The organism is Mycobacterium helveticum, from assembly GCF_007714205.1.
GTDB lineage: Bacteria > Actinomycetota > Actinomycetes > Mycobacteriales > Mycobacteriaceae > Mycobacterium > Mycobacterium helveticum.
The window spans coordinates 30,066-43,592 of the sequence record NZ_VMQU01000012.1 but is presented as its reverse complement, the minus strand read 5'-3'; the positions used below and the strand labels follow the sequence as shown (position 1 = coordinate 43,592).

Annotated in this window: 2 protein-coding genes and 1 pseudogene; 1 reads left to right on the top strand and 2 read right to left on the bottom strand. The window is 69.6% G+C overall.

The window, feature by feature from the left end; translation table 11 throughout:
* Positions 1–56 precede the first annotated feature (56 nt).
* A complete protein-coding gene (locus FPZ47_RS04770) occupies positions 57–1,478 on the bottom strand; it encodes a condensation domain-containing protein (RefSeq protein ID WP_144949154.1) in 1,422 nt (473 codons plus the stop codon).
* 484 nt (positions 1,479–1,962) lie between these two features.
* Between FPZ47_RS04770 and FPZ47_RS04765 the strand changes: the two genes are divergently transcribed.
* Entirely contained in the window at positions 1,963–13,092 is an 11,130-nt protein-coding gene (locus tag FPZ47_RS04765) for a type I polyketide synthase (protein WP_144949152.1), read from the top strand.
* A gap of 11 nt (positions 13,093–13,103) precedes the next feature.
* On the opposite strand, the pseudogene FPZ47_RS30405 reads toward FPZ47_RS04765, so the two are convergent.
* Positions 13,104–13,505, bottom strand: a pseudogene (locus tag FPZ47_RS30405) (pyridoxamine 5'-phosphate oxidase family protein); the annotation flags it as partial.
* Positions 13,506–13,527: the final 22 nt, after the last annotated feature.

The window sequence follows — 13,527 nt, the reverse complement described above, 5'->3', positions numbered from 1 at the left end:
GCGTGCGCTCGCCGGCGACCCGCGCCGACGCCTGAGTCGGGTCGCCCGGCGACACGCTAGGCAACGCGCCCCCAGTGCCCGCGGTCGGCGACCCGCGTGCACACGGACTTCATCGCCTCCAGATAGCGGACAACTGATTTCTCGGCCACCGGATTGTCGGGATACATGATCGCCATCGCCGTGCCCGCCCCGTAGCGGAATATATAAATGGTGAGCTGATAGGAAAACCGGCCGTCGGAGTAAATTCCGATGTTGTTCGCATAACCGAGGTCGGCTGCCGCAAGCACGGCGTTGAGCGGAGCGGCGCCGCCGTGCAAGAAATTCGACACCGGGAAATTCGGCTGTGGCCAGTTCAACCACGGCGCGAGTTCCAATACGCGGTAATATGGCACCTTCGCCAGGTGCAGACCCGAATCGAAAGACGACTGCGCCGCCCAGGCGGCATCGCCGAAAGAGGCCGCAGCTATCGGCACGGTGATCGGCACCAGGCCGGTGAACCAGCCCTGCGTCATGAAATTATCCGTGGTTTTGCGCGTATCCCTGGGGGTGAGGCCGTAATAGGTCAGGGCACCCGTGAACTCGTGCTCCACCAGGGCGATGCAGGCGAACAACCCGCCGACGAAGCGCGCGCCGACCGCCGTGCAGGCCGATTCGAACCGCTCCGTCTGTTCCGCGTCCATCAGCAGTTCGGAGACCATGTCGCTGCCGCCGGGCTGCAGCGGGTCACCCAGTGGGAGCGGGAACTCGGGAAAGCGACCGTTGTTGTTCTCGGCGAAGTCGATCCATGCGCGTACCTGAGGCGAATCCACGGTCAACGTCGAGGTGTACTGGCGCTCGCGGGAGCAGAAATCGTCGAAGCTGCCGGCATCGGGAAGCGCCAGGGCCGCACCGCCTCCGCTCAACGCCGTATACATCCCGTTGGCCTCGAGCATCGTCGTGCCGATCAAGGTCGCGTCCCCGTGGACGTGATCCATGGCGGCAAAAAAAGTGAAATGATCTTCGCTCTGCACGATCCCGAAGGTCCAGCAGCCCCACTCCAGCGGATTCGGTAGGGCCACGAGATGGGCGCGCATTTCGTCAACCGTCATTGCGCCGTGGTCGATCGGCACGAACTCGATATCCGCGGGGTCGCCGATGGCTCGCCTGACGAACTTTCCATCACCGGTGTGGTCGAACCAGCTGCGAAACGTGTCGTGTCGACGCAGATAGGTGTTGAGGGCGCGGTCCATGGCCGCGACATCGCACCGGCCGGGAACGTCGCAGGTACCGATGATCTGCCGCGAGAAGCCCAGGCCCGCGACCGTCCGTTCCTGATAATTGCGAAGATGTTGGCTCTGCATGTAGCTGATCGGTACAGAACTGACCGGGGCCTGCCGGGCTTTTTCGGCAGCCGCGGTGGTCGGGTGCCAGGAGATGACCGCGCCTGGGGTCGGCGTCCAATCGTCGAGTGAGCCGATCGTTATTTGCCCGATTCGCAAGAGTTTCTCCCCGGTTTTACAACGTTTTCCAAGGCGGCAGCCACGCCGCGGTGGTCACGAGACCAAGATAACCCTTGCGGCGAGCAACGCCGGCGGCATGGGCGGACACTCCCGTCACGGCCGACCGGGTTCGGCGGGCAGTTTTCGGCGGGCAGTTGTGATGCGCCACCGGCCCGGCGCCCAAGGCCCGGCGGTCGGGCGTGCCCGACGATTCTGGCGCGCCGCGCCGCGCCGCCGAGCACGTGTACGCGTGCTTGCCATACGTGCCCGCGGGGGTGATTCGGCTGCGCGATCCGGCGGGGCATGTGTACATTCCCCAACGATGGTGTCTGGGGGCAAATTGCCGGGGGAGTTGCGCTAGCCGGGTTCGGTCTAGGGTGGGCGCGGTGAGCAGCCCGGAACCCGTCTGGGACGACCCACGGCCCCGGCGCCGCACGTGCCCGCGGGCATCAGAGCGTCCGATCGCGACAGTTAGGACAACCGCATGACATCCGCAGATGACCCGATTGAGCGAGCGTCGGGCTTTGCGATCGTCGGCTATGCGGCCCGCTTTCCGGGCGCCGCGGATGCGGACGAATTCTGGCAGGTGCTGGCCGAAGGCCGGGATGCGGTATCCGAGGTGCCCTCCGACCGGTGGGACGTCGACGAGTTCTTCGACCCGGATCCCGATGCGCCCGGCAAGATCGTGACCCGCCGGGCGGGTTTTGTCGACGACGTAACGGGATTCGACGCTCCGTTTTTCGGGATGTCGGCGCGCGAGGTCAGGTTGCTGGACCCGCAGCACCGACTCCTGCTGGAGACGGCGTGGCGCGCGGTGGAGCATGCGGGCACCGCACCGACGGCCTTGGCGGGCACCAACACCGGCGTCTTCGTCGGCTTGGCCACCCATGACTACCTGGGGATGGCCTCCGGCGAGCTGACGTACCCCGAGATCGAGGCCTACATGGCAATCGGGACGTCGAACGCCGCAGCAGCGGGCCGGATCAGCCATCGGCTGGGGCTGCAGGGCCCGTCGGTGGCCGTTGACACGGCGTGCAGCTCGTCGTTGGTGGCGATCCATCAGGCGTGCCAGGCGCTGCTTTTGGGGGAATGCGACCTCGCGCTGGCCGGCGGCGCGAATGTCCTGCTCACCCCGGCGACCATGATCACCTTCTCCCACGCGCACATGCTCGCGCCCGACGGCCGGTGCAAGACCTTCGACGCGGCCGCGGACGGGTACGTGCGCGGCGAGGGCTGCGGTGTCATCGTCATCAAGCGGCTCGCGGACGCGATCCGCGACGGCGACCGGATCCGGGCCGTGATCCGGGGCAGCGCGATCAACCAGGACGGCGCATCGGGTGGTTTGACGGTGCCGAACGGCATTGCACAGCAACGGGTTATCGCCCAGGCGCTGCGGCGGGCCGGCATCGCACCCCGCGACGTGGGGTACCTGGAGGCGCACGGGACCGGGACGTCGCTGGGCGACCCGATCGAGGCCCAGGCCGCGGGCGCGGTGTTCGGCGAGGGGCGCGACGCCGACCGGCCGCTGCTGATCGGGTCGGTGAAGACGAACATCGGTCACCTGGAGGCGGCCGCGGGGATCGCGGGCGTCATCAAGGTCATCCTGTCGCTCGAGCACGACGTGCTGCCGCCGCACCTGCACTTCCGCAATCCGTCGCCGCACATTCCGTGGGACCGGCTGGCGCTGCAGGTCGTGCGGGAGGCCACCGCCTGGGAACGTGACAGCCGGCCCCGCATCGCGGGGGTCAGCTCGTTCGGCTTCGCCGGGACCAACGCGCACGTCGTCATCGAAGAAGCTCCGGGGGCGCCCGATCAGGCCGGTCAGCTCGCCGTGGCACCGGGTCCGGTCGAGCGGCCCGGGGATCGACGGTTCAGCGTGCTTCCGCTGTCGGCGCGCACGCCGGCCGCGCTGGCGCAGCTGGCCGGCCACTACCGCAGCTGGTTGGGCGCGCACCCGGAGGCCACGCTGGCCGATCTCTGCTTCACCGCGGGGGTGGGGCGAGCACACTTCGAGCACCGGGCCGCGCTGGTGGTCGATTCGACGGAATCCGCCGGTGAGCTGCTCGGTGCGCTTGCGGACGATCGGCCGGCACCCGGCCTGGTGCGCGGGGTTTCCGACCGGACACCGAAGACGGCGTGGTTGTTCACCGGTCAGGGCAGCCAGTACGCCGGGATGGCCCGGGAGTTGTTCGAGACCGAGCCGGTGTTCGCCGAGACGATGACCCGGTGCGCGCAGGCGGTCGCCGATGTGCTCGAAAAGCCGCTGTTGGACGTGATTTTCGATGCGGATGGCCCGGACAACGAGGAGACGCTGCGGCTGACCACCTATGCCCAGCCCGCGTTGTTCGCGGTGGAGATGGGCCTGGCCCGGCTCTGGCAGTCCTGGGGCTTTGAACCCGACGTGGTGCTGGGCCACAGCGTGGGCCAGTATTCGGCGGCCTGCGTCGCGGGGGTGTTCGGCCTCGAGGACGGGGCGCTGCTGATGGCCGAGCGCGGCCGGCTGTTCGGCAGCCTGCCCGCCGGCGGCCGGATGGTCGCGGTCTTCGCCGCCGCCGAGCGTGTGGAGAGCCTCACCGATGAGTTCCCGAGCCTGTCGGTGGCGGCCTACAACGGCGCCAACACGGTGCTGTCGGGACCCGCACCCGATCTGGACCGGGCGATCGCCGGGCCGGTGGCCGACGGGGTCCGGTGCGAGTGGCTGGACACCAGCCACGCGTTCCACTCGGCGCTGCTGGACCCGATCCTGGGCGAGTTCGAGTCGTATGCGAACCGGTTCGAGTTCAGCGCACCCGAACAGATCCTGGTGTGCAACCGCACCGGCGCCGCGCTCGGCAGGAGCGTGAAAATCGACGGCGCCTATTGGCGTCGTCACGCGCGTCAACCCGTGGAATTCGCCGGGAGCGTGCGCACCCTCGCCGATCTGGGCTGCAAAGTGTTGGTAGAGGTCGGACCGCAGCCGGTGCTCACCGCGGCGGCACTGCGGGCGTGGCCCGACCCGGCCACCGCGCCGCGGGCGATCGCGTCGTTGCGTAAAAACACCGCCGACCACCGTCAGATCGCCGAAGCGTTCGCCGAGGCGTACGTCCTGGGACACCTGCCCGACTTCGGCGCCCTCATCGGACCGGCGCGTAAGCTCGATCTGCCCACCTACCCGTTCCAGCATCGCGAGTACTGGTATCGGGACAACTGGGAACGACCCCACCAGCAACAGCGCTCCGCCGCCCGTAGCGAAACGGTCCGGCTTCTCGAAGACGATCGGATCGAGGAACTGGCCGCGCTTCTCGACGGTGCGAGTGGCAGCCAGCAGACCGTGGATGTGCTGACCAAGCTTGCCGCGCAACACAACCGGCAGCGTGCGACTCGATCGATCGCGGATGACCGCTATGAGATTCGTTGGGAGAAATCCACCACCGCCGTCTCCGAGACGGAAGGCGGCGAGGGACCGTACTGGGTTCTTGTCGGCGATGACGCCGAGGTGGTTGCGCCGTTGGTCGACGCGCTGACCGCGCGTGGACACCGGCATCGGATGCTCGGGCTGCCGATGTCCGACGCGGACGAGGAGGAACTCGAGGCCGCGTTACGCGCCGCCGCGGCGGACGAGCCGACGCTGCACATCCTGCATGTCGCGGCCCTTGACTCCGACACAACACCGACGACGGGGTCGCTGTCGCGGATGCAGCACCGGGTCCTGGGCGGAACACGGCGACTTTTCCGCGCCGCGGTCGCCGCCGAACTGCGCAGACCCATCTGGGTGGTGACCCGCAACGCGCAGCGAGTCACCGACTCCGACGCCGTGTCGCCGGACCAGAGTTGCCTCTGGGGGTTCGGTCGCGCCGCCTCGCTGGAGCATCCGCAGGTGTGGGGTGGACTGGCGGACTTGGCCGAAGGGACCGCCGACGAATGGTCGCGGTTGATCGACCGGCTGGCGGCGGCACCGCGCGGCCCGTCCGCGCGGGAAGACCAGGTTGCGCTGCGTGAGCAAGCGGTCTATGTGCCCCGGCTGGTTCGCCGGCTTCGGCAACCGAGCGCAACACCGCCGGCATTGCGTGCTGACGCAACGTATCTGGTGACCGGCGGGCTGGGTGCGCTCGGGCTGGAGATCGCCGGCTATCTGGCCGCGCACGGCGCCCGGCATCTGGTGCTGACCAGCCGGCGCTCACCCGGTGACGCCGCACAACGGCGCATCGACGCGTTACGCGAACAGCACGGCTGCGAAGTCATGGCCGTCGCGGCCGACGTCGCGAACGTCGACGACGTCGCGCGCCTCTTGGCCACGGTGCGGGCCGAGTTGCCGCCGCTGGCCGGCATCGTGCACGCCGCGGGCGAGATCGGCACCACCCCGCTGCGCACCCTCGACGATGCCGAAGTGGACCGGGTTTTCGCCGGGAAGGTATGGGGTGCTTGGCATTTGAGTGAAGCGACGGCGGGCCTGCAGCTGGATTTCTTCCTCAGCATCTCCTCGATCGCCTCGGTATGGGGCGGCTTCGGCCAGACCGCGTACGGCGCGGCCAACGCCTTCCTCGACGGGCTGTCGTGGCGGCTGCGCGAGCAGGGGGGCGTCAGCGTGAATTTCGGCCCCTGGTCGGCGGGCATGGCCGACGAGGAGGCTCGTGCGCGACTGGCGCAGCGCGGGGTGCGGACATTGTCCGCCGTCGACGCGCTGGCGGGTATGGCCGACGTCATGGCGGCTTCGTGCGCGCCGGGGGAGCTGCCGGGTGCCGCGCAAGGGGTGGTGGCCCGGATCGACTGGGCCCGCTTCCTGCCGCTGTACCAGCAAGCCGGGAGGCGGTCGTTTCTCGCCGAACTGGAGCGCGAGGTGCCCAGCCGGACGACGGGGGTCGCGGCGCCCGCAACTCTCTCCGGAAAGACCGAGTTGGTCGAGCAGCTCACCCACGCTCCGGTACAGCGGCGCAGGAAGATCCTCGTGGATTACCTGCGCGAGGCGGTGGCGGGGGTGACCAGAGTCGATGCCGCGGAAATCCGCGAGGACGCCGGATTCTTCGACCTCGGCATGGATTCCCTGATGGCCATCGAATTGCGGCAACGCATCGAGCAAGGCGTCGGCAAGGAAATCCCGGCAACCCTGGCGATGGACTACCCACGTCTGTCCGACGTGGCGGACTACCTGCTCGGCGACGTGCTCGGCCTCGCCGAACAGGCCGCCGGCAAGCTGCCCGCGGCCCCCGTCATGACGGCACGCGCCGACGAGCCGATAGCGATCGTCGCGGTGGCGTGCCGTTTTCCCGGCGCACCCGATCCCGAAGCCTTCTGGGAGATGTTGTCCGAAGGTGTCGATGCGATCCGGGAAGTCCCGGACGACCGTTTCGACATCGACGAGTTCTACGACCCGGATCCCGACGCGCCGGGCAAGATTTACAGCCGCTTCGGCGGGTTCCTGGACGAGATCGGCGGATTCGACCCGGAGTTCTTCGGCATTTCCCCACGGGAAGCCGTGTGGATGGACCCGCAGCAGCGGGTGATGCTGGAAACGGTGTGGGAGGCCCTGGAGCGTGCGGGCTACTCCCCGGGGGCGTTGCGCGGCAGCCGAAGCGGCGTCTTCGTGGGGGTGGGCGCCAACGAGTACTCGCACCTGCTGTCCGCCGAGTCGGTCGACAAGCTCGAGCCGCACTTCATCACCGGCAACGCGCTCAACGCGATTGCGGGCCGGGTCGCCTTCGCGCTCGGGCTGGAGGGCCCGGCGGTGGCCGTCGACACCGCGTGCAGCTCGTCGCTGGTGGCCGTCCATCAGGCCTGCCAGGCACTGCATTCCGGCGACTGCGACCTGGCGCTGGCCGGTGGGGTGAACGTCTTGCTGAGCCCCGTGTCCATCATCGCCGCCTCGCGCGCCAGGATGCTTTCCCCCGTCGGGCGGTGCAAGACCTTCGACGCTTCCGCCGACGGCTACGTGCGCAGCGAGGGCTGCGGGATCCTGGTGCTCAAGAGGGTGAGCGACGCGGTCCGCGACGGCGATCGGATCTGCGCGGTCATCCCCGGCAGCGCGGTCAACCAGGACGGCGCTTCCAGCGGTCTGACGGTGCCCAACGGGGGTGCGCAGCAACGGCTTATCGCCATGGCGCTGGCGCGCGCCGGCCTGGCCGGCGGGGACGTCGACTACCTCGAGGCGCACGGGACCGGCACCGCACTGGGCGACCCGATCGAGGTGCAGGCGGCCGGGGCCGCCTACGGCGGCGCCCGCGACGCGGACCGGCCGTTGCTGATCGGATCGGTCAAAACCAACATCGGCCACCTCGAGGCGGCATCCGGGGTCGCCGGCCTGATCAAGGTCATCTTGTCGTTGCAGCACGAAATGCTGCCGCAGAGCCTGCACTTCGAGACACCGTCGCCGCACATCCCGTGGGGCTCGCTGCCGGTGCGGGTGGTGGACAAGGCGACTCCATGGCAGGCCAACGGCCGGTTGCGCCGCGCCGGTGTGAGCTCCTTCGGGTTCACCGGCACCAACGCCCACGTGCTGATCGAGGAGGCGCCACCGCAATCGGCGGCCGACGACGAGTACTCGACGGGTGACGCCTCCCACGACGTCAACGCGGCGCCGGAGGGTGACGCTCACGAGGAGCGGGTCGACGTGCTGCCGCTGTCCGCGCGGTCGCCGCAGTCGCTGGTGGCGCTCGCGCAGCGATACGGGGACTGGCTCAACGCCCACCCGAAGGTCGACGTCGCCGACGTGTGCTTCACGGCCGGGACCGGGCGTTCGCACTTCGAGCACCGGGCGGCGCTGGTCGTGGACTCGGTGCAGGGTGCCCGCGAGCTGCTTGCCGAGTTGGCCGAGAACCGGATGCGATCGGGAGTGGTACGCGGCGAGTGCACCGACCCGCCGACGACGGCGTGGTTGTTCACCGGGCAGGGCAGCCAGTACCCGGGAATGGCGCGCGAGTTGTTCGCCGCCGAGCCGGTTTTCGCGGACACGGTGACACGCTGCGCGGCCGCGGTCGACGGCATCCTGCCGCGCCCGTTGCTGGAGGTGCTGTTCGCCGCCGACCGCGACACCGGAGAAACGCTGCGGCACACGTCGTTTGCCCAGCCCGCACTGTTCGCCGTCGAGACGGGCCTGGCCCGGCTGTGGCAGTCGTGGGGCGTCGAGCCCGACGTGGTGCTGGGGCACAGTGTCGGCCAGTACGCGGCGGCGTGCGTGGCGGGGGTTTTCAGCCTCGAGGACGGGGCCCGGCTGATGGCCGAGCGCGGCCGGCTGTTCGGCGGTCTGCCCGACGGCGGCCGGATGGCGGCGGTGTTCGCCCACCCGAAGTTCGTCGAAGAGCTCGCCAACGAGTTCCCCATGGTGTCGGTCGCCGCCTACAACGGCCCCAACACGGTGCTCTCGGGCCCGGGTGCCGATCTGGAACGGATCGTCACCCGGTGCGGCAACGACGGGGTCCGGTGCAGCTGGCTGGAAACCAGCCACGCCTTCCATTCGGAGTTGCTGGAGCCGGTGCTTGATGAATTCGAGTCGTACGCAGCGCGGTTGGAGTTCGCCGTGCCGACGCTGCCGCTGGTCTGCAACCGCACCGGCGCCGTGCTCACGCCCGAAACCCCGCTGGACGCGCCGTATTGGCGGCGGCACTCCCGGCAGCCGGTGCAGTTCGCCGAAAGCGTGCGCACGGTGGCGGCGCTGGGCTGCTCGGTGTTGATGGAGATCGGCCCGCAACCGGTGCTGACCGGGGCCGCGGTGCAGGTGTGGCCCGAACATTTGGCCGCGCCGCGTGCGATCGTCTCTCTGCGCAAGGGCGTCGGCGACCGCCGCCAGATCGCCGAAGCGCTGGCCGCGGCCTACGTCAGCGGCCATCGGCCCAAGTTCGCCGCGCTGCATCGTCAACCTCGCCGCAGACTCGAGCTGCCCACCTACCCGTTCCAGCGCCGTCGCTTCTGGCCCAAGGCGTCCGGCATCGCCGGCTTCGAGGGACACGGCGGTGCGGTATCCGGAATCCTGGGTAGCGCAAAAGATCTCGCCTCCGGCGACGCCGTCTACACCAGCCGGCTGTCGGTCAAGTCGCAGCCTTGGCTTTCCGATCACGTCATCTACGGCACCGTCGTCGTTCCCGGGGCGACCTACGCGGCGATGGCGCTGGCCGCCGCCGGGACGCCGGCGCGGGTGCAGGACGTCTTCTTCTACGAGCCGATTATTCTGACCGAGAAGGCTTCTCGCGAGGTGCAGTTGACTCTGCATCCGCTCGAGGACGGCTCGCAGGACGGGACGGGCTGGGGCTTCCGGGTGCACAGCCGCCCCTACGGTGTCAGTGATGCCGAATGGTCGCTGAACGCCGACGGCACGGTCGTCAACGGTGCCGCCGGCGTCGACGAGGAGCCGGCATCCGACGCCGCGGAACCCATCGACGCGGCCATCGAGCGGATGGAGCGCATGCGTCCGCAGCAGCTGTTCGAGACGTTCGCCGACATGGAGCTGGCCTGGGGGCCGAACTGGTCCGGTTCCCTGAAGTCGTTGTGGCTGGGCGAGGGCGAGGCGATCGGTGACATCACCGTGGGCGAGGAACTCGCCGAACATCTCGGTACCGAGCCCATGCATCCGGTGCTGCTCGACCTGTGCACGGGCGTCGCCTTCCCGGCGTTCCCGGCACTGCTTGCGGCCGAGCAGGGGGTCAGCGACCTCTTCCTGCCGCTGCGGTACGGGCAGGTGGAGCTGCGGGAGAAGATGCCCCGCCGGTTCTACTGCCGCGCCAAGTGGCACGGCGCCGCCCTCGACAGCGAAACCCAGGTCTTCGACCTCGATTTCCTCGACCGCGATGGCCGCCGCCTCGGCGGGATTCGCGAGTTCACGGTCAAACGCGCGCCCCGGGAGGCGTTGCTGCGCGGGCTCGGCGGCGATGTCACCCGGCTGCTGTACACCCTGGGCTGGCACGAGGCGCCGCCGCCGAGCGGTGCTGCGACAAGCATGGCCGGCACCTGGCTGGTCGCGGGTTTCGACGAACTGGCGGCCGAACTGCCGGGCTGCATCCCCTTCGACCGTGTGACGGATCCGGAGCCCGTGAGCCAGCTGCTGACGCAGGCCCGCGAGCGCGGGATGCCGTTCTGCGGCATCGTCTGGCGCAGCGCCGGACCGGGCGCGGCGGAGTCGAGCGCCGACTCCGTCGCGCGGCTGGAAGCCGAGGTCGCCCAGCTGCTCGGCGCCGTGCACACCCTGACGGCCGCTGACGACTCGGCGCCGGTCAAACTGCCCGGTGGCCTGTGGATCATCACCGAGCGGGCCGTGGCAACCGAATCCGGCGAGCCGGTCGACCCGGTGCAGGCGGCACTCTGGGGCCTGGGCCGCACCATCGTCAACGAGGAGCCGGCCCTGCACTGCAGGCTGGTCGACCACGACGGTTCGCAAGAGGCCGTGCGCTCGCTGGCGGGTCTGCTCGGCGCACCGGTCGACGAACCCGAACTGGCTCTGCGCCAAGGGAAGTTACTGGTGCCCCGGTTACTGCAATGGTCGCGCAGCGGCCACCTCACGGTGCCGCGCGCAGCCGACTACGCGCTGGCCCCCACCGAGCGCGGCGCGATCGACAACCTGCGGCTGACCGAGACCGAAGTACCGCCGCCCGGTGACGGCTACGTGCAGGTGCGGGTGGAGGCCGCCGGCCTGAACTTCCGGGATGTGCTCAATGTGCTGGGCCTCTACCCCGGCGACCCGGGCCCGATCGGCGGCGACTTCGCGGGCGTCGTCACCCAGTTGGGTTGCGGGGTAACCGGACTCGAGGTCGGCCAACGCGTCTATGGCTTCATGCAGGGCGCGTTCTCCAGTCGCTTCAATGTGCCGGCCCAGTTGCTGGCGCCGATTCCCGCTCGCGTGAGTGCGGTTGACGCGGCGACCATTCCCGCCGCGGCGCTCACGGCGCGGCTCGCGTTCGACTGGGCGCAGCTCAAGCCCGGTGACCGGGTGCTCATCCACGCCGCCAGCGGCGGTGTCGGGCTGGCCGCCATCCAGATGGCGCAGCAGCACGGCGCGATCGTCTTCGCCACCGCGAGCACCTACAAACGCGCGACACTGCGCAAGCTGGGTGTGCGGTATGTCTACGACTCGCGCAGTACGGATTTCGCCGACCAGATCCTCGCAGACACCGACGGCGCCGGCGTGGACGTGGTGCTCAACAGCCTGACCAACGAGGGGTTTGTCGAAGCGACGGTGCGGGCCACCGCCCAGAACGGCCGATTCGCCGAGATCGCCAAGCGGGACATCTGGAGTCCCGAGCAGATGGCGTCGGCGCGTCCCGACATCGCCTACGAGATCGTCGCGCTCGACGTGACCACTTTCGAAGAGCCCGAGCGCATTCGCGGCTTGCTGACCGAGGTGTCGGACGGGCTGGCCCGCGGCGAATGGACGCCACTGCCCGCCGAGATCTACCCGCTGACGGAGGCCAGGACGGCGTTCCGCCGGATGCAGCAGGCGCGGCACATCGGCAAGATCGTGCTGCAGATGGCCAACCCGCTCCAGCCGCGGGGCGACCGGAGCTATCTGGTCACCGGTGGACTCGGGGCGATCGGTCTGCACATGGCGGCCTACCTGGCCCAATTCGGTGCCGGGGACATCGTCTTGACCAGCCGGCGCGCGCCCGACGCGGCCGCGCAGCGGGCCATCGAGGACATCACCGAGCGCTACCGGTGCCGCATCCACACCTTCGCGGCCGACGTCGGCGACGAATCCCAAGTCGCGGAGCTGGTACAGCGAATCCGCGCGGAGCTGCCGCCGCTTGCGGGGGTGGCGCATCTGGCGGGCGTGCTCGACGACGCCCTGCTGTCCCAGCAGAGCGTGGAGCGTTTCCGGACCACGTTGGCGCCCAAGGCGTTCGGCGCCTGCTACCTGGACCGCGCCACGAAGGACGACGATCTCGACTTCTTCATCGTGTCCTCCTCGGTGTCCAGCCTGCTGGGTTCACCCGGCCAGGCCAACTACTCGACGGCCAACGCATGGCTCGACGGGCTGGTCGCGCAGCGGAAGGCGCAGGGCCTGCCGGCGACCGGTCTCAACTTCGGCCCCTGGGCGCAGGGGGGCATGGCGTCGTCGGAAGCCGCGCGCGCCAATATCGGCGCGCAGGGCCTGGTTCCGCTGGACCCCTCCGCCGCACTCGCTGCGCTCGCCGAGGTCGTCGCCAACGGGACGGGGCAGGCGACCGTCATCAAGGCCAACTGGCAGCGCGCCGCGAAGGTGCTGGGCAGTTCTCGTCCGCCGATCCTGGACCTCGTGCTGCCGAGCGCCGTCGGGGAGACGACCGGTGACAGTGAGCTGCTCCGGCAACTGCAGGAGATACCGGCCGCCCGGCGCGCCGGTTTCATCACCGAATTCCTGCAGCGCGAGGTGCAGGGCTTCCTGCGGCTCGCGCAACCGCCGGCCGCGACCAGCCGGTTCCTGGACCTCGGTACGGATTCGCTGATGGCGGTCGAGCTTCGCAACCGGTTGCACAGCCAGTTCGGTGGGGCGTTCACGATCAACGCCACCGCGGTGTTCGACTATCCGACAATCGGCGGGCTCGCCGAGTATCTGGCCGGCCAGCTGCCCGAGTCGGCGGGCGAGGCGGAACCGGGTGCGGCGCCGGAGCCGGGCCCGCAACCCGCCGCGGCGCCCGAGCCGGGCCCGGACGCTGTCGGGTCGCCCGAGCCGGGTTGACACCCGGGGCAGTCGGCGATATCGAATCCGGTGACGACCCTGACCGGGCGCACGCGCACCGCCGGCTCGCCCGGAACGGCGTTGCGGCGGACGAACTCCGCCGCGCGTGCTTTGCCCATGTACCGGGGTGTCCAGCAGGCCTCGCGGGTCCTGGCTCACCGTGGCTTCTTTATTTGCAACCCGCACCCTGCCGCGAACGAGTAGGGCGGATGCGGGTCGTCGACGCACCACACGACGCGCGGATCACGCGCCAGCGCAAGGCCTTTTACGTGTCACGGCCGGTGTTGACCACGAGCGGTCCGTCGTCGACGACGAACCACACGGGCGCGGCCGCATAATCGCGCATCCCGGCGGGGGTGCCGGCCGCGCCGGAACTCGACGACTTCCCCGGCGAGTTCGAGCCGCCCGGCCATGCCGCTAGGTGGCTGGTGTTTT

What these genes read in the sequence shown, in the direction of transcription:
- FPZ47_RS04765 (WP_144949152.1), top strand. Translation starts at nt 1,963, where the DNA reads ATGACATCCGCAGATGACCCGATTGAGCGAGCGTCGGGCTTTGCGATC.